Consider the following 18848-nt stretch of genomic DNA (forward strand, 5'->3'; position numbering starts at 1 on the left):
CGTCGAAATCGCTGGTGGTTTTCTGGTTCTCTTTTGACATCAAAAGAGAACAATTAGCCTTAATGGAAGAGCACTCTCCCCTTGTAAAAAGCCTTCAAAAAGGGTATCATAAAGAAAAAAGCAAAGGAGCCTTACTTATGCGTGCTTACGAGCGACTGCTGAAATATGCCAAAGTATACACCACCTCGGACCCCGAGTCCGGCACCCATCCTTCTGCCGCACGGGAATTCGACCTCGCCCACCTGCTGGTGGAAGAGATGAAATCCATCGGCATTGAGGACGCCTTTGTGGACGAGCACTGCTACGTCTACGGCAGCATTCCTGCCACCAAGGGCTGCGAGAAGAAGCCCGCGCTGGGCCTCATCGCCCACATGGACACCGCCCCCGACGCTTCCGGCGAGAACGTCAAGCCCATCCTCCACGAGAACTACGACGGCGGCGATGTCACCCTGCCCGGCACCGGCATGGTCATGAAGACCTCCACCTTCCCCTTCCTGAAGGAGCTGAAGGGCGAGACTCTCATCACCACCGACGGCACCACCCTGCTGGGCGCTGACGATAAATCCGGCGTCGCTGAGATTCTGACCGCTGCCGAGACCCTTATCAAAAAGAAGCTGCCCCACGGCAAGCTCTGCATCGCCTTTACCCCCGATGAGGAGATCGGCGAAGGCGCTTCTCTCTTCGACATCCCGGGCTTCGGCGCAGACTTCGCCTACACCGTCGATGGCGGCGACGTGGGCGGCATCGAGTACGAGAACTTCAACGCCGCATCTGCCACTGTCACCATCCACGGCTTCTCCGTCCACCCCGGCAGCGCCAAGGACGCTATGATCAACGCCTCCAACGTGGCAATGGAGTTCCACATGGCCCTGCCCGTCATGGCCCGCCCCGAGACTACCGAGGGCTATCAGGGCTTCTACCATCTGTGCCAGATGTACGGCGACGTCACCGAGGCAAAGCTGGGCTACATCCTCCGCGACCACGACGCCAGCAAGCTGCAGTTCAAGAAGGACAACCTTCTCCACATCGCCTGCTACCTCAACGGCAAGTACGGCCCCGGCACGGTGGAAGTCGAGATCAAGGACAGCTACCGCAATATGCTGGAGAAGATCAAGCCCCACTTCCACCTTGTGGAGACGGCCCGCAAGGCCATCGAAAAGGCCGGCCTGACCCCGGAAGAGATCCCCGTCCGCGGCGGCACCGACGGCGCTGTCCTGAGCTGGAAGGGTCTGCCCTGCCCCAACCTCGGCACCGGCGGCTTCAACTTCCACGGCGTCTGCGAATGCACCACCGTCGAGCGGATGGACAAGGCCACCGAGATCCTGCTGAATATCGTTGAACTTTATTCTAAATAACTTCGCATCGTAAAAAATGGCTCCGGCATCTGCCGGAGCCATTTTTTGCTTCTTAAAACTCGATGCTCTGCGCCGCCTTGGCGATGGCTCCCAGCAGCTCCACCAGCTTGCCCTCGTCCATCCGGCTGCTGTTGTTGGCAAAGGCGTAGAAACAGCCCTGCACACAGAACGAGAGCAGGATGCCCCGGTTCAAATCAGCCGCGAAGGTCGGGTCGGCTTCCTCAAAGCGCTGGCGCAGCCCCTTCTCGATGCTGTTGGCGAAGATGCCCTGCCGACTGCCCGAAAAGAGGATGTTCACGGCCCGCTGGTTCTGCATGAAGGCATGGAACAGCTCCCGCGTCAGCGTCTCTGCCTGATGCAGTGCCACGCTGTCGTTGGTGCGGGGTACGCTGGCCAGGATAGACTCGATGAGCTTGTTTTCCAGTGCATTGGCCAGCGCGTAGATGTCCTCATAGTGGGCATAGAACGTCGATTTGTTGATGCAGGCCATCGCACACAAGTCTTTTATCTTGATTTTTTCCAGAGGGTTCTTCTCCCGCAGTTCCATGAAAGCCTGTTCGATGGCGCGGTCGGTACGGGCGATACGGATGTCCACAAAATCCACCTCTTCCGTGTTTTAGTTGATTATCCAACGGTTTTCGTCTTTCGTCGATGGACAAGACCCCGTGGATTTTTTACAATGAAAGCAGTACCCTTATTCTTCTTTTTTATAGAGCAGGCCCTTGGCGTCCAGTGCCGCTTCGATGCGGCGGAACGCCTCCGGCGTGGGGCAGCTCAAGGTGTGCAGATGCACACCGCCGGTCATCCGGCTCAGCAGGCACTCGGGCGTATCCGCCGCCTGCTGGATAAAATGATCCACGTCGTACCGGCTGGCGAGGTTGAGGTTGCCGCGCAGCTCACCGTAAAGCGGGTTCTCCACGGCCACATCCACCACGATGCCGCCCTGGTCCACCACGGTATACAACTCCTCCCGCATCTGGTCTGCAGTGCTGTGGACACAGGCGAGAATGCCCGTGTAGCCTCGCGCCGCCGGGTGGAGCTGATAACCCCGGGGCGTTGCGTCGATTTGAGTTCCCGACGCCCGCAGCAGGGCCACGTCACCCACCACGATCTGCCGCGAGACCCCCAGTTCCCCGGCCAGTACACTGGCACTCAGCGGCGCATCAGCCTCCGTCAGCCGCTCTAAGATCACTTTTCTGCGCTGCGCAGCATTCATCTTCCGCACTCCCCCTTTTTATCCTACCAGCCGCAGCAGGGTGGCGTAGTTGGAGGGCAGCTGGACTTTCAGCTTACCCCACTCCACCTGCGTCAGGATGGGCTGACTGCCCACACAGTCGGCCAGCAGGTCTTCGATCCCAGAAGCCTCCACCGGCAGCTGGAACTCCATCGAAACCGGGCTGTCACCGTTATTGTACACCGCCACGACAGCCTTGCCGTCCAGCACCCGGGCGTAGGCGTAGCTCTGGGTGGTCAGCGTCAGCTCCTTGAACTCGCCCCAGCTCAGCTCGGGACACTCCGCTTTCAGCCTGCCCAGTGCGGCATAGATGCTGGTGACAGGGTTCGTCTTCTCGGCGTCGGTGTAGTCGGCCAGCTCAAGGCAGGGGCGGAGCGGCCAGTCGCTGCCCCACTCTTTTTTGCCCTCGATGCCAAATTCCGAGCCATAATAGATGGACGGAATGCCCCAAAGCGTATATACTAGAAGAGCAATATGCCGGATGTGGTCGCGGTTGCGCAGTTTATTGGGCAGCCGCTCCACATCGTGGTTATCCGAGAAGTTATAGAGCCTGGTATCGTGGCAGAGGCCCTGCAGACGCCGCATGGTATGGGCGATCTCGAAATAGTTGTGGTCGTTGTGGCCGCTCCACAGACCCTTATGCAGTTCGTAGTTGGTGACGGAGTGGAGCATCTCCGGGTTGGCCCAGCGGCTGTAGTCGCCATGGATGACCTCGCCCATCAGCCAGAACTCGGGCTTCACCTCGTTGGCAACGCGGCGCAGGCCCTTCATGAAGTCGAAGTCCAGCACGTCGGCAGCGTCCAGACGGATGCCGTCAATATCGAACTCATCCACCCAGAAGCGGATGGTGTCGAAGTGGTAGTTCTGCACCTCGGGGTTGCGCTGGTTCAGCTTGACCAGCAGGTTGAAGCCGCCCCAGTTGCCGTAAGAGAAGCCGTCGTTGTACTCGTTGTTGCCCCAGAAATTCACGTCGCAGAACCAGTCGCGGTAGCGGGCGTTCTCGCGGTGCTCCTTCAGCTCCTGGAACGCGAAGAAATCGCGGCCCACATGGTTGAACACGCCATCCACGATGACCTTCTGGCCCCGCTCATGGCAGGCGGCGACAAATTCCCTGAACTCCTCATTGGTGCCGAGACGCCGGTCTACCAGACGGTAGTCGATGGTGTCATAGCCGTGGGAACCGCTCTCGAACAGCGGGCCGATATAGATCGCCGTACAGCCAAGCTTTGCCGCGTGTTCTGCCCACGCATCCAGCTTTTTGAAAGCCCCGGGGACAGGCTGTCCGTCGTTTTCATGCGCGCAGCCGCACAATCCCAGAGGATAGATGTGATAGAATACCGCATTGTCATACCAAGCCATTGTCTGTACCGCTCCTGTTTTCAAAAAGTTACAGCAGAGCACTTTTCCGACAAAAGTGCATCTGTGTCATATTCAGTATAGCACATTTTCCGACAAAAGTGTGGTAAAAGTGTTGTATATTTCTCATTTTACATATTCCATCGTCCGTGTTCTGTAAAAATTGCGATAAAAGGAGTCTTTCGTATGAATCTTCCCGCCATCCCCAAATCCTTCTTCAACGGCGACTGCTTCGACGCCTACCGCATCCTCGGCGCGCACCCCTGGCAGGGTGACCACGGCGAAGAGGGCTGGCGCTTTGCAGTCTGGGCTCCCGGTGCCACGGCTGTGGAGGTCTGCGGCGGCTTTGACGGCTGGGGCGCAGGCATCCCGCTCCAGAAAGCCGACACCGGCGTGTGGAGCGGCTTTGTCTCCGGGCTGTACGAGGGGGAGCTCTACAAATACCGCATCCACGGGGCCGACGGCAGCGTGGTCATGCGGGCCGACCCCTACGCTTTCGCGTCCGAAGTCCGCCCCGCCAACGCCAGCCGCCTGACCAAACTGGACTTTTCCTTCGACGACAGCGCATGGATGGAGCGGCGGGATAAATGCCGTAATCTGCCCATGAACATCTACGAACTCCATGCCGGCAGCTGGAAGCATAAGCCCAACTCCACCCAGCCCGACGGCTCGGACGGCTGGTACGATTACGAAGAGCTGGCCCGGGAGCTCATCCCCTGGCTGCTGGAACACCACTTCACCCATGTAGAGCTTCTGCCGCTGGCAGAGCACCCCTTCGACGGCAGCTGGGGCTACCAGACCACCGGCTACTTCGCCGTCACCAGCCGGTACGGCACCCCGTCCCAGTTTGCCTCCTTTGTCAACGCCTGCCACCGGATGGGCATCGGCGTCATCATGGACTTTGTCCCCGTCCACTTTGCGGCCAACGCCGACGCGCTGGCCAACTTTGACGGCACCCACCTCTACGAATACGACAGCGACGTGGGCCACAGCGAGTGGGGTACCTGCAACTTCAACTACTACCGCCGGGAGGTGTGCAGCTTCCTGAACAGCGCCGCCGCCCTCTGGATGGAGGTCTACCACTGCGACGGCATCCGGATGGACGCCATCTCCCGCGCCCTCTATTGGCAGGGCGACCCTGCCCGGGGCGTCAACGAGGGCGCCGTCACCTTCCTGCGGAACCTCAACCACGGCCTGAACGATCGCTGGCCCACCGGCGTTTACATGGCCGAAGATTCCACCAACTTCCTCAAAGTCACGGCCCCCACCCGCTACGATGGCATCGGCTTCGACTACAAGTGGGACATGGGCTGGATGCACGATACGCTGGACTACTTCGCCACCCCCTTCGGCCAGCGGCCCGACGCATACGGGAAGATCATTTTCAGTATGCACTATTTCTACAACGAGCTTTACCTGCTGGCGCTGAGCCACGACGAGGTCGTCCACGGCAAAAAGACAGTCATCGACAAGCTCTGGGGCACCTACGAAGAAAAATGCGCCCAGCTGCGCACCCTCTATTTTTATATGTATGCGCACCCGGGCAAAAAGCTGAACTTTATGGGCAACGAGCTGGGGCATTTCCGGGAGTGGGACGAAAAGCGGGAGCTGGACTGGGATCTGCTCAAGTACCCCTTCCACGATGCATTCCAGAAATATTTCGGCGCTCTGAGCCGCCTTTACGCCACCCAGCCCGCCCTCTACGCGGACGAGTATGACCCCCGCTGCTTCGAGTGGGTGGCCAGCGAGAGCCGGGACGAGGGCGTGTACGCCTGGCTGCGCAAGGGTGCGGGACAGACCATCCTCTGCGTTATGAACACCCAGAACACTGCCCACAAAAAGTTCCCGCTCTACCTGAGCTTCCCCGCCGGGGCCGAAGAACTTCTGAACACTGAAGCCCCCTGCTGGGGCGGTGCGGACAAATCGAAGCCCAAAACCCTCCACACCTCGGACGGCGGCGTCTATGGCCGGGACTACACCCTCACCGTGGACCTGCCCGCCATGGGCAGCCGGATGTTCCGGATCACCCCCGAAGCGCCCCGCCCCGAGGCTGCACAGGCCAGCGCCCGCCGGGCCGCTGCCGCACGCCGCAAGGCAGCCCGCACCCAGAACGCCAAGGCGGATGCCGCTGCATACAACTCCAAAAAGTAATATTCGTTTCAGAATATCCCGTCTGCTGAAAACGCAGCGGGATATTCTGCGTTCTGGCGCGGTCTGCGGCTGGACAAGCCTTGACGGAGCCGTTATACTGTTAGATGGAAAGTTGTGTTTTGCATTTTCCGGAAGTTAAATGAAAGGAATCATCCTTCTATGCCATCTGCTGCTGTTCGCCGGCTCTCGCCTCTGCAATGGGCAGGGGTCGGTCTGGGCGGCTGTGCGGTGCTGCTGGCTCTTCTGGGGCTGCTTGCACCGGCCAGCGCCTTCTTTTTCCCGCTGCTCAGTCTCTGGGCCAGCGTGGGACTCTTTGTTCTGGCCCTCTGCGTTCTCCGTGTGGCAGGCGCAGAGCTGGACTTCTTCCACAAAGCCGTCGTCTTCGGCATCTGGGCTGTGGCTGTCGTCTATTTTTACTGGATATTATCGAGCCGGAGCTTTGTATACGTCTGGGATTACGCCAACTACCTGCTCAAGCAGTACGACGCCGAAGCCGCCTTTGCCCAGAGTGCAGGCGCGGGCCTCGCATACATCTTCGGCTCCATGGCCGACGACTACACCAATTTCATCACCCTCTTCACCGAGTTCCCATTCTGCCTCACGAGCCACACCGGCGACGCCTATTCCTTCAGTCAGGTGTTCTGCATCCTGCCGACCCTGCTGGTGCTGTTGGCAGGCCTTGTCGTCAAGGTCGGGCAGATCCTGAATGTGAAGAACCGGATGTACTATTTCCTCTTCGGGATGACGCTCACGGCGGCTTATCCCTTCCTGCGGATGAGCGCGGTGCTGGCCCAGCCGGACTGGTTCGGACTCATCTTCGCGTTTGCGATTCTTCTACTGACGCTGGATCTCCGATTCGACAAGCTGGAGCCGGTGCGGTTCGGCCTCATCTTCCTGGCCACTGCCGCCATCATCCTCGCCCGCCGGTGGTTCCTCTACTTTGTGGTGGGCTACTACTTCGCTTACGCGCTGCTGCTCATCGCGGGCTGTGTGCGGTTGGCGAAGGGCGGCGAAAAAAGCGCCGCCCTTGTTCGAATCAAAAACCTCGTCCTCTTCGGCCTTGCGTCCGTCGTGGCGATGGTCATCCTGCTCTGGCCGATGGTGTCCCACATCCTCGCCTACAACTACGCAGGCCGCTACTCCTATTATAACGGCGGCGGTCTAGCCCTCGAGGCGTTCTATCACATCGGCCGGATGGGCCTGTTCAACATTCTCCTCATGGTGCTGGGTCTCGCCTTTGCGGCGAAGCACAGAGCGCCCTCCCTGTCCTGTCTCGCCGGGTGTGAGCTGGTGGTGAGCATCCTGCTCTTCACCCGAGTGCAGAACACCGGCTCCCATCAGTTTCTGCTCTTCCTGCCGGGATACTTCATTCTCTTTCTGCTGGGTGCCGCCGCGCTGGCCGAGGGCATCACGCGCCGCCGGAACCTCAAGCTGGGGTGCTGGGCCTTCGTGCTGGTGCTGTCCATGTCAGTGCGGTGTTCGCCGCTGACTACGCTGGCCATGCCGGGTTTCGTCATCGAGCATTTCCCGATTCAAATTCCGGCCACCCAGTATTTCATCTCGCTGGACAAGCTCATCTACGATAGGAAGGACATCGGCCAGATCCGGGCCATCGCCGACTGGATCGACACCCACTGCGATGAGGGGGAGCTGTGCTACATGATCCCCCACGATATGCTCTACAACCCCGACCACTTCAAGAACTGCCGCCTGCCGGACGCCCCCATCAACGACAAGCTGGCCTTCGGCTTCTCGGTCCCCGGCACCCACAACTTCCCCATGCAGTTCTTCGAGGCCAAATACGTTATCACCTGCGAGCCCTTCCCCCAGACTTACGTCGGCAGCGGCGAGATGTCCATCAAGCTCAACGACTGTTTTCTGGCGGTGCGGGACCAGTATTTCACCTTTGAAAAAAGCTTTGACATGGGCAACGGCACCACCTTCACCATCTGGAAGCGCACCGCTGCCCCCACCCGGGAGGAAGTGGAATATTATCTGAGCGCTTTCGCTGAGGAAGACGCCCAGTACCCTGAAATGTTCTCCCAGGTGGCCGAAGCCTGGCTCACCGCTCACGGGCTGTGAGCTTGCCCTTTCTGCCGAAAACGTGTATAATTCGATTGATTGCTATAAAACCTGCAGCGCCGCCTGCCGGCCTGCTTACGTCATAAGGAGTACGCCACTATGGATAAGAAGAACACGCCTGAAGTGAAGCTGGGCCAGTACAAGGGCCTGGCTGTCACCCGTCACGTCCGCCCCGTCACCGACAAGACCGTGGACATCGAGCTTGTCCACCAGGCCCGGATGCACGCCGTCTACCACCCCACCACCGAACCTGCCAAGCGCGGCTTCCGCGCCCTGCTGGACTTTGCCGGCTACATGGACGGCAAGGAGATCCCCGACAGCCGGATGGAGAAGGTCATGGTCGTGCTGGGCGACGGCAAGCTGATGCCCGCCGCCGAGCAGGCCATCTACGGCCACCGTGCCGGCGAGGTGTTCCGCTTCGACTTTACTTACCCGCAGGACTTCCGCCTGCCGGAGCTGTCCGGCAAGACCGCACAGTTCGAGATCGAGCTCCGCTCTCTGGCCGAGAAAGTCACGCCCGCACCGGATGAGGCTTTCGCCAAGAGTCTGGGCTTCGACTCCCTCGATGCGCTGAAGGCTGACCTTCGCGCCAAAAAGCAGAAGATCCACGAGGAAGGGGCTGACCGCGCCGCCGGAAAGCAGCTGCTGGACATGGCCGGTGCCAACATGGCCGTGGACCTGCCCGCCGAAATTCTCGACCGCACCGCCCAAAACGAAATGAAGCTGCTGAAAGAGCGTCTCTCCCGCAGCGGCATCACCCTCGAGCAGCACTGCAAGAACAGCCGCACCACTCCGGAAGCTCTCGAGAAGGACTACCGCGCACAGGCCGAGAGCCGTATCCGCTTCGTGCTGGCAGCCCGTGCCATCGCCGAGGCAGAGAACATCGTCGTCCACCCCGAGGAAGTCAACGCCGAGTACCGCCGCCTGTCCCAGCTGCAGGACACCCCCGAGGCTGAGATCCGGAAAGCCCTGCCCGAGGATACCATCGCCGCCGCGCTGGCCGCAAAGAAAGTGCAGCGCTTCCTGCTGGACAACGCACAGGTCACCACCGTGACCGATGCCCCCGAAAAGGAGTGATACCGCTATGGGTCTGTTTACCCGTTATGCAATGGACGCCCTGATGAAGACCTCCCACCCCGAGGTCATCCGCCGTCAGTGCTGGAATCTCCACCCCCACCGCACCCCCTGCACGGCCTGCAAGGACATCTGCCCCTACGGCGATGCCATCTTCACCCGCCCCAACCTCGTTAAAGACTGGGACCCCTGCACCGACTGCGGCCTCTGCGTATCTGCCTGCCGCTCGGGCTGCATCGTCCCTTCGCCGGAGCAGGTACAGCGGGACACCTCGCTGGCTGATACCGACAACGACACCCTCTGGCTGGGCTGCGAGAAGAGCACCCGCAAGAACACCACCGTCCGCACCTGCATCGCCTCCTTCTCGTGGGAAGCGCTGGCCTATCTGGCTCTGAACAAGAAGCTGGTCCTCGACCTGACTCCCTGCGGTGAGTGCGAGAACGACGTCTGCGCCGCCCAGCTCCGAAAGGAGCTGACCCGTCTGGTGGAGTTCCTCGGCCCCCAGCTCTTCGAGAGCCGGGTCACGCTGGCCTATGAGCAGGACGAAGCGCCTTACCATGTACAGGAGCTGAGCCGCCGGGAGATGTTCTCCCACATGACCGAGGGCTCCCGCGCCGGCACCAAGAAGCTGCTGCAGATGCTGCCCGGCCTGCGCAGCGAGGAGGACAGCGCCGCCGACTTCCGCCTCATGCTCCACCAGCGGACAAAGCAGCTTAAGGCTGCTTCCGAGACGCCGCTGCGCTACGGCTGGTATCTGCCGAACTTCACCCAGAAGTGCTTCGGCTGCGGCAAGTGCGAAAAAGCCTGCCGCTCCGGCGCACTCAAGCTCGAGGATATGCCCGACGGCCAGACCCGCGTGGTCGTCACACCCTGGAAGTGCAGCGAGTGCGGCGTCTGCGTCGCGGCCTGCTCCAACAGCGGCATCGACGGCATGAAGCTCCGCCAGCTCACCACCCTCGGCCCGGTGAGCGTCTACAAATGCAGCAAGACCCTCTGCGCCGACTGCGGCAAGCCCATCGCGCCGAACAGCTCCGAGGGCATCTGCTCGGTCTGCCGCATCAAGCGCCGCACCAAACAGCGTCAGGAGGAGGCCGCAGCCCGCGCCAAGGAGCGGATCGCCGAGCGCGAGGCCCGCAAGGCAGCGGAGGAGGCGGCAAAGGCCGCTGCCGCAGAGCTGGCCGCTGAAAATGCCGCAAATGCTTCCGGTACCGCCGCAGCCGAAACGGCAGCGGTTCCTGTCTCTGCCGCACCTGCCGCTGCGGCGGCAACAGCTGTTTCTGTTGCAGAAACAGCATCTGCACCCGAAAAGGATTGACGCGGCCGCAAATCAATGCTATACTCAGTCATGACCACACTGTTTGGTGGCCGGGACTGTTACAAAGGAGTAACGGATGGATTTCCGTTGCTCTTTTTTCATAAAAAACGGTCCATTTGTCCGTTGCCGGGAAACAGCGGACACCGCACAACGCGATGCTGTCCTTTGTACAGCAAAAACAAGAAAAGAGGGAATTTATGATGAACACTTCCATCTCCCGCCGTCAGTTCCTGAAGGCCAGCGGCCTGGCAGCCGCCGGTGCCTGCGCAGCCGGCCTTCTGACTGGCTGCGGCGGCTCTTCCTCCGGCAGCGCTTCCGGCGCAGCCTCTTCCGGTTCCGGCTCCAGCTACACCATCCTGTACGACAGCCAGCCCGCTACCCTGAACTACCTGACCACCGGCACTGACCTTGAGATGGTCGTGGGCGCAAACTGCGTGGATACGCTGGTCGAGTACGACAACAAGGGCGTCATGCGCGAAGGCCTGGCCACCAGCTGGGACTGGGATGCCGACACCCTGACCTGGACGTTCCATCTGCGTGAGGAGAACTGGGTGGACTGCAACGGCGAGGTCGTGGCCCCCGTCACCGCACAGGACTTCGTGGACGCTCTGAAGTACGTCCTGACCCCGGACTACGCTGCCTCCAACGTGGGCCTCGTCACTGCTTACATCGCAGGCGCTGACGACTACTACAACTACCACCTCTATCTGAACAACGCCAACACCGGCGTCGTGGACGATGACGGCACCACCTACACCGTGGACGGCAGCGGCGTCGTCACCGTGACTGCCCCCGACTCTGACCCCGCCACCTACGCACCGGTGGACTTCGACGCCGTGGGTGTCACCGCTGTGGATGACCACACCCTGACCTACACCCTGACCTACGACTTCCCGGGCTTCCTGAGCCTGCTGTGCTATCTGCCCTACGAGCCCGCTTACGGCCCGCTGCTGGAAGAGACCGGCGACCAGTTTGCTACCAGCGCAGAGACCACCTACAGCTGCGGTGCCTTCTATCTGGCCGCCTACGAGTCTCTGGAGACCTGGGTCATGAAGAAGAACCCCGAGAACTACGACGCTGACAACGTCTTCATCGACACCATCAGCCGCATCTACAACGCCGAGGCCAGCGTCAACGGCCCCGAAATGATCAAGCGCGGCGAGATCGACGAGGCCACCATCGGTTCCGACATCCTCGACAGCTGGCTGTCCGACGACACCACCAAGGACATGGTGTCCATGGACCGCCCCAACACCAACTACACTTACTTCTATATGTTCAACTTCATGCCCTTCTCCCACGAGTTCTCCAACTGGAGCGTGGAGGGCATGGACGCTGAGTATGAGCCGGAGAACTGGGCCAAGGCCATCAACAACACCAACTTCCGCAAGTCCTTCCTCTACGGCATCAACAACTCTGTCACGCTGGCCGTCAAGGCACCCGAGGGCTACGACAACTACAAGCTGAACACCATCACGCCCCCCAGCTTCTGTGCCAACGCTGACGGCGTGGACTACCTCAAGTGCGGCGACCTGGCCAACATCACCGAGTTCTTCGACGAGGCGAAGGCCAAGGAGTACCGCGACGCTGCCATCCCGGAGCTGACCGCTGCTGGTGTGACCTTCCCCATCAAGGTGCAGATGCCCTACAATCCCTCTTCCACCGACTGGGACAAGCAGTGCCAGGTGTTCAAGCAGCAGCTCGAGGGTGTGCTGAACGACGGTTTCGATTTCATCGACATCATCATCACTGCCGGCCCCTCCGACAGCTTCCTGTCCAGCGTCCGCCGCAACGGCAAGTTTGCTTTCCTGCAGTGCAACTGGGGCGCTGACTACTCCGACCCCCAGACCGAGACCGACCCCTTCTATCAGGCCGAGGGCGCACGCGGCAGCCGCTACGCCTTCCTGCGCACCGGCGTCGAGGACGGCTTCATCACCGGCGACACCGCGGACGCCGTCATGAACTACATGAAGGCCATCGAAGAGGCTGTCAAGATCACCGACGACATCAATGCCCGCTACGATGCCTTCGCCAACGCCGAGGCTTCCCTCATCAACAATGCCCTCGTCGTCCCCATGGGCATGAGCATCCCGGCCTACATTGCCACCCGTCTGAACTACTGGGAGGGCCAGTACGCTTCCACCGGCTTCTCCAACAAGCGTCTGAAGGGCATCCACGTCCTCGACCACTACATCTCCATGAGCGAGTACGAGGCCAATCGCGACGCCCGCTAAGACTTTTTGAGTCTGTCCGCTCCAAAGCTCTCCGTTTTCCCACGGGAAAGCGGAGAGCTTTTCGTTTCTGAAGCTTCTTACATGAATTTTTGTAACGAACTTTGCTAAATCACTTTCCAAAAGTGGTTTTTTGTTGTATTCTATTCCTATCCGACATTCATTTTATAAAAGAGAGGGGTGCGCACAGATATGCTCAAATATCTGGCGAAACGCATCGGGCGCTCGATACTGACCCTGTTTATTATCGTCACGCTCGTTTTCTGCCTTTTGCGGCTGATGCCGGTGGAAGGCTATTTTGCTAACTACGAAAAAATGACCGAGGCCCAGATACAGGCCGGCTTACAGTCCATGGGCCTGCTGGACCCGCTGCCGGTGCAGATCGGCCGCTTCTGGGTCAATATGCTCCACGGCGACCTCGGCGTGAGCCACATCTATAAGGTCAACGCCTCCGTCACCAGCATCCTCGCTAAGAAGCTGCCCATCTCCATCCAGATGGGCGTGTACGCCATGCTGCTGAGCCTTGTCATCGGCATCCCGATGGGCCTGTTCATGGGCCGCTTCAAGAGCCGCTGGCCCGATAAGATCGGCACGGCCATCATCGTCCTCATCCAGGCTGTGCCTGCGGCAGTGTATTATCTGTACATCCAGATGTACGGCACCACCGCGCTGAACGTGGGCCTGCTCTTCGACGCCTCCAACTGGAAATACTGGGTGCTGCCCGTCTGCTCCATGAGTCTGGGCAACGTGGCGTTCTACGCCATGTGGCTGCGCCGGTACATGGTGGACGAGAGCAACAAGGACTATGTCCGCCTTGCCCGTGCCAAGGGCGTGAGTGAAAACAACATCGCCCTGCGCCACATCTTCCGCAACGCAATGGTGCCGCTGGTGCAGTATATTCCCTCCGCCTTCCTGAACACTGTGGTCGGCTCTATCTACATCGAGAGCCTCTACAGCATCCCGGGCATGGGCGGCCTGCTGGTCACCTGTGTCCAGCGCCACGACAACACGATGGTGCAGGGCATCGTTCTGCTCTACGCCTGCGTGGGCATCATCGGCCTTATTCTGGGCGACCTGCTCATGGTGCTCATTGACCCCCGCATCAGCTTTGGCAAGAAAGAAGGTGGCCGATAATGCTTTTCCGTATGAAAGATGAAAAAGCACACCAGCTCGAGGCAGAGCTGGATAAGTTACAGGCGGACGGCCCCGCCGCATGGGCAAAACTGCCCGAAGAAGAGCTGTTCACCCCCGCCGGGTTCAGCGAAGAGCGGGCCGAGGCCACGTCCTACTCCAACTACAGCTACTGGGGCAGCACCTTCCGCGCCTTCTTCAAGAACCGCGTGGCCGTGCTGCTGCTCGTCGCCCTCATCGCCGTGGTGGCGTTTGCATTTTTGCAGCCCTACCTGCCCGGTCAGGTAGACCCCAACCTCTGCGCCGTGGACCCCGTCACCGGCATCCAGTACCGCAACATCGCCCCCGGTGAAAAGGGCTTCATCTGGGGTTCCAACGCCATCGGCCAGGACCTCTGGGCCCGCATCTGGGCCGGCGCCCGCACCAGCCTGACCATCGCTTTCTTCGTGGCCCTCATCGAGGCCGTAGTGGGCATCACGGTGGGTGTGCTCTGGGGCTATGTCCGTCAGCTGGACTTCTTCTTCACCGAGCTGTACAACATCTGCGACAACGTGCCTTCCACCATCATCCTGATCCTTATTTCCTACGTCGCCAGCCCCAGCGTCCAGACGCTGATCCTTGGCATGTCCATCACGGGCTGGATCGCCATGGCGCGTTTTATCCGCAACCAGATCCTCATCATCCGTGACCGTGACTACAACGTGGCATCCCGCTGCATCGGCACCCCCACCTCCCGCATCGTGGTGCGCAACCTGCTGCCCTACCTCGTGTCGGTCATCATGCTCCGCATGGCCCTGACCATCCCCGCCGCCATCGGCAGCGAGGTCTTTATCACCTACATCGGCCTCGGCCTCTCTGTCGAGGTGCCTTCTCTGGGCAACCTCATCAACGATGGCCGCAAGGTCATGATGCAGGTCGGCCTGCGCTATCAGCTGCTCTACCCCACCATCATCCTCAGCTTCGTCACCATCGCGTTCTACCTCATCGGCAACGCCTTCTCTGACGCAGCCGACCCCAAGAACCATCTGCAGTAAGGAGGAACAGGCATGAAAAAGAATGAACTGATCCTCTCTGTGCGGGATCTCAACATCAAATTCAATCTGCGTGGAAAGATCCTCCACGCCATCCGGGGCATCGACCTCGATGTCTACCACGGCGAAGTCCTCGCCATCGTGGGCGAGTCCGGCTCAGGCAAGAGCGTGTTCACCAAGTCCTTCATGGGCCTGCTGGACTCCAACGGCTCCATCACTTCCGGCACCATCGACTACTTCGGTGCCGACGACCACCAGCCCATCCGGCTCTCCGAGTTGAAAAAGGAGAAGGACTGGCTGAAAGTCCGCGGCCACGAGATCGCCATGATCATGCAGGACCCCATGACCAGCCTGAACCCTCTGAAGACCATCGGCGACCAGATCATGGAGGCCGTGGAGCTCCATCAGGGCCTCAAGGGCGCTGCCGCCAGGGAGAAGACCCTCGAGTACCTGCGGGATGTCGGCATCGCCGACCCGGAAGTGCGCTTCAAGCAGTATCCCCACGAGTTCTCGGGCGGTATGCGCCAGCGCGTCGTCATCGCCATCGCTGTGGCCTGCAACCCGCAGATCCTTATCTGCGATGAGCCCACGACGGCTCTGGACGTGACCATTCAGGCCCAGATCCTCGAGCTGCTGAAGGAGATGCGGGTCAAATATAACCTCACCATCATCCTCATCACCCATGACCTCGGCGTCGTGGCCAACATCGCTGACCGTGTGGCCGTCATGTATGCCGGCGACATCGTGGAGATCGGCACTTCGGACGAAATTTACTACGACCCCCGCCACCCCTACACCTGGGCGCTGCTGTCCAGTATGCCCCAGATGGGCGTGAAGGGCGAAGACCTGTTCAACATTCAGGGTACGCCCCCGAACCTCTTCACGGAAATTCACGGCGACGCTTTCGCGCCCCGCAACCCTTTGGCGCTGAAGATCGACTTCGTCAAGCGTCCCCCTTATTTTGATGTCAGCACGACCCACCGGGCCAAGACGTGGCTTCTCGACCCCCGCGCACCCAAGATAGAACCGCCCGCCGCTGTGCGGATGCTGCAAGAGGAGGGCAAATAACATGGCCGACGAACGCGAAGTTCTGGTCGAGGTAAAAAACCTCGAAGTGACCTACGGCTCCGGCCGCAAGGCTTACAAGGCCGTCAAGAACGCAAACTTCACCATCTATAAAGGCGAGACCTTCGGTCTGGTGGGCGAGTCCGGCTCGGGCAAGACCACCATCGGCCGGGCTATCATGCGCATCCTGCCCACCTCGGGCGGCGAGGTGTTCTATAAGGGCCAGAAGATAAACGGCAAGATCTCCCACGCGCTGGACAAGCAGGTCATCAAGGAAATTCAGATGATATTCCAGGACCCCCAGTCCTCCCTGAACGAGCGCGCCAAGGTGAGCTACATCGTAGGCGAGGGCCTGATGAACGTCCGGCCCGACCTCTCCGCCGCCGAGCGGGACGAAAAAGTCCGTCAGGCGCTGCTGGATGTGGGCCTGCTGCCCGAGTTTGCGTCCCGCTTCCCCCACGAGTTCTCGGGCGGCCAGCGCCAGCGCATCGGCATCGCCCGGGCTCTCATCGTGGAGCCGGAATTCATCATCGCCGACGAGCCCATCTCGGCACTGGATATGTCCATCCGCGCCCAGGTCCTGAACCTTCTGCGCCATCTGCAGAAAGAGCGCGGCATCACCTACCTCTTCATCGCCCATGACCTCTCCGTCATGCGCTACATCTCCGACCGCATCGCCGTCATCCACAAGGGCGACATCGTGGAGCTGGCCGACGCCGAAGAGCTTGTGACTCACGCCATCCACCCCTATACCCGCAGCCTGCTGTCGGCCATTCCCATGCCCAGCCCCCGCCGCGAGCGGCAGAAAAAGCTGCTGGTCTATGACCCCTCCATGCATGACTACTCTACGGAGGCTCCCCAGTGGCGGGAGCTTCGGCCCCGTCACTGGGTGCTCTGCAGCGCCTCCGAGGCCGAAGACTGGTGCCGGGAATTGTAAACTTTTTTCTTGCGTTTTTCTCATTGTGGCCTCTCTGTTTATTGACTTTTGTTCTCTGCTCTACTACAATAACAGGAGTGGCTCTGTAACAAAACGAAACAAAACATTGGCCCCCGCGCGGGTCTACAAACATAAAGGAATGAGAAATTGATGACGACGCAGAATCCTGTTTACGCATCCCAGGCCAAACCCTGGCTCAAATACTACGCTCAGAAGTACATCGACCAGACCCTGCCCACCCTTTCGGCATTCGATTATGTCTGCCATCGGAACCGGAACCATCTGAACGATACGGCACTGGACTACTATGGCCGGAAATTCACCTACGCCGACCTCATCGTCAATGTCAAAAAGACTGCTGCCGCCCTGCGGGGCGTCGGGGTCAAAAAGGGCGACATCGTGACGGTGGTCAGCGTCATGACCCCTGAGGTCATCGCTCTGTTCTACGCCGCTGACATGGTCGGCGCCACTCTGAACCTTGTGGACCCCCGCTACAGCGTCGAGGGCATCCATGAGTATATCGAGGAGGTGGATTCCCACCTTCTCGTCTGCCTGAACGTCGTGTACGAGCGCTGCCGTCAGGCCGCAAAGCGCACCAACGTGGAAAAGGTCATCGTCCTCTCTCCGGCCGACTCTCTGCCCCCGGTGATGGCCGTAGGTTACAAGCTGACCACCCCCGACAAGAACAAATATGCTTCCAATGTCATCCGCTGGAAGCAGTTCATCAAGGGCGGCGAGGGCCAGAGCACCGCTGCGGAGCCCTATGACCCCGACCACGCCTGCGTCGTCGTCCACACCGGCGGCACCACCGGCTCCCCTAAAGGCGTCATGCTCACCGACAACTGTTTCAACGCTCTGGCGCAGCAGTTCCGCGCCTACGACAAGCTGTTCCACCGGGGCCAGAAGCTCATGAACATCATGCCCCCCTTCATCGCCTACGGCTACGCCTGCGGCGTCCATCTGCCGCTGGTGCTGGGCTTCACGGTCATCATCATCCCCAACCTCGACCCGGCCAAGCTGGGCAGTCTGGTGCTGAAGTACAAGCCCGAGCATATGTTCGGCGTGCCGGCCCACTATCAGCAGCTGGCCGCAGACCCCAAGCTGCGGGATAAGGATCTCTCCTTCATTCTGAACTACGCCGCCGGCGGCGACTCCATCGCCCGGGGCGCAGAGCAGACCGTCAACGACTTCCTCGCCGCCCATGGCGTCCGCTACCCGATGGCAAAGGGCTACGGCATGACCGAGGTATCCTCTGCCGCTACCGTGGCTGCCGGCGCAGACAACAAGCCCGGCAGCGTCGGCATCCCGATGGTCAACACCATCATCGCCGCCTTTGAGCCGGGTACTGACAGGGAACTGCCCATCGGTGAGCGCGGCGAGCTGTGCATCTCCGGCCCCACCACCATGAAGGGCTACTACAATAAGGCTGACGAGACGGCCATGATCCTTCGCCGCCACCCGGATGGCCGCATCTGGGTCCACACCGGTGACATCGGCTATCTGGACGAGGACGGCTTCGTCTACCTCGACTCCCGCATCAAGCGCCTCATCATCCGCCACGACGGCTTCAAAGTCTTCCCCTCCATGATAGAGAATGTCGTCAGCCGCCACCCCGCTGTGCATCAGTGCTCTGTGGTGGGCTGCACCGACAAGGACCATGTGCAGGGCCGTCTGCCCTTCGTCTACATCGTGCTCAAGGCCGACACCACTGCCAAGAAAAAGCAGGTGATACGGGAGCTGGAGCGGATGTGCGCCGAGGAGCTGCCCGAATACGTCCAGCCCGTGGCCTACAAGTTTATTTCCAGTATGCCTATGACCCCTGTGGGCAAGGTCGATTACCGTCAGCTCGAAGCTGACATCTCCCCCCGCGACTATTGATTTCCATG

The 18848-nt window shown here is 60.3% G+C and carries 14 protein-coding genes; 11 read left to right on the forward strand and 3 right to left on the reverse strand.

Annotated elements, in window-relative coordinates; all coding sequences use genetic code 11:
• The first annotated feature begins 137 nt into the window (after positions 1 to 137).
• Entirely contained in the window at positions 138 to 1355 is a 1218-nt protein-coding gene (gene pepT / locus J3349_RS07420; protein ID WP_158395040.1) for a peptidase T, read from the forward strand.
• A gap of 52 nt (positions 1356 to 1407) precedes the next feature.
• Here pepT and J3349_RS07425 read toward each other — a convergent pair whose 3' ends face one another.
• The 3 genes from J3349_RS07425 to J3349_RS07435 all read right to left on the reverse strand — a co-directional run bounded on the left by J3349_RS07425 (position 1408) and on the right by J3349_RS07435 (position 3948).
• Positions 1408 to 1950, reverse strand: coding sequence for a TetR/AcrR family transcriptional regulator (locus J3349_RS07425; RefSeq protein WP_207676962.1), 543 nt, complete (start codon positions 1948 to 1950; stop codon positions 1408 to 1410).
• Between the two features lie 99 nt (positions 1951 to 2049).
• The gene (locus tag J3349_RS07430) at positions 2050 to 2571 is read right to left on the reverse strand and encodes a transcription repressor NadR (protein ID WP_149794362.1); all 522 of its coding nucleotides are present in this window, start codon (positions 2569 to 2571) and stop codon (positions 2050 to 2052) included.
• 18 nt (positions 2572 to 2589) lie between these two features.
• Positions 2590 to 3948, reverse strand: coding sequence for an alpha-amylase family glycosyl hydrolase (locus J3349_RS07435; RefSeq protein ID WP_207676963.1), 1359 nt, complete (start codon positions 3946 to 3948; stop codon positions 2590 to 2592).
• A 183-nt stretch (positions 3949 to 4131) separates the two neighbouring features.
• Here J3349_RS07435 and glgB point away from each other — a divergent pair, with 183 nt between their 5' ends.
• The 10 genes from glgB to J3349_RS07485 all read left to right on the forward strand — a co-directional run bounded on the left by glgB (position 4132) and on the right by J3349_RS07485 (position 18840).
• Positions 4132 to 6096: a 1,4-alpha-glucan branching protein GlgB gene (gene glgB / locus J3349_RS07440; protein ID WP_207676964.1), complete on the forward strand. Its 1965-nt coding sequence runs from the start codon at positions 4132 to 4134 to the stop codon at positions 6094 to 6096.
• Positions 6097 to 6255: 159 nt separating this feature from the next.
• Positions 6256 to 8178, forward strand: coding sequence for a hypothetical protein (locus J3349_RS07445; RefSeq protein ID WP_207676965.1), 1923 nt, complete (start codon positions 6256 to 6258; stop codon positions 8176 to 8178).
• 99 nt (positions 8179 to 8277) lie between these two features.
• Positions 8278 to 9255, forward strand: coding sequence for a trigger factor (tig, locus tag J3349_RS07450; RefSeq protein WP_207676966.1), 978 nt, complete (start codon positions 8278 to 8280; stop codon positions 9253 to 9255).
• A 7-nt stretch (positions 9256 to 9262) separates the two neighbouring features.
• Positions 9263 to 10567 (forward strand): 4Fe-4S dicluster domain-containing protein, encoded by a 1305-nt coding sequence (locus J3349_RS07455; RefSeq protein WP_207676967.1) that lies wholly within the window; start codon positions 9263 to 9265, stop codon positions 10565 to 10567.
• A 197-nt stretch (positions 10568 to 10764) separates the two neighbouring features.
• Complete coding sequence (locus J3349_RS07460) at positions 10765 to 12801, forward strand: ABC transporter substrate-binding protein (RefSeq protein WP_242699569.1); 2037 nt, start codon at positions 10765 to 10767, stop codon at positions 12799 to 12801.
• A gap of 189 nt (positions 12802 to 12990) precedes the next feature.
• A complete protein-coding gene (locus J3349_RS07465) occupies positions 12991 to 13932 on the forward strand; it encodes an ABC transporter permease (RefSeq protein ID WP_158395047.1) in 942 nt (313 codons plus the stop codon).
• Positions 13932 to 14963, forward strand: coding sequence for an ABC transporter permease (locus J3349_RS07470; protein ID WP_207676968.1), 1032 nt, complete (start codon positions 13932 to 13934; stop codon positions 14961 to 14963). Before J3349_RS07465 ends, J3349_RS07470 begins: the two co-directional genes overlap by 1 nt.
• A gap of 12 nt (positions 14964 to 14975) precedes the next feature.
• The gene (locus J3349_RS07475) at positions 14976 to 16028 is read left to right on the forward strand and encodes an ABC transporter ATP-binding protein (protein ID WP_149794369.1); all 1053 of its coding nucleotides are present in this window, start codon (positions 14976 to 14978) and stop codon (positions 16026 to 16028) included.
• 1 nt (position 16029) lies between these two features.
• The gene (locus J3349_RS07480; RefSeq protein ID WP_158395049.1) at positions 16030 to 16962 is read left to right on the forward strand and encodes an ATP-binding cassette domain-containing protein; all 933 of its coding nucleotides are present in this window, start codon (positions 16030 to 16032) and stop codon (positions 16960 to 16962) included.
• 150 nt (positions 16963 to 17112) lie between these two features.
• Positions 17113 to 18840, forward strand: a complete 1728-nt coding sequence (locus J3349_RS07485) for a class I adenylate-forming enzyme family protein (protein ID WP_207676969.1) — start codon at positions 17113 to 17115, stop codon at positions 18838 to 18840.
• The last annotated feature ends 8 nt before the right edge of the window (positions 18841 to 18848 follow it).

Source organism: Faecalibacterium sp. Marseille-P9590 (genome assembly GCF_017377665.1).
In the GTDB taxonomy this organism is placed as follows: Bacteria; Bacillota; Clostridia; order Oscillospirales; family Ruminococcaceae; genus Faecalibacterium.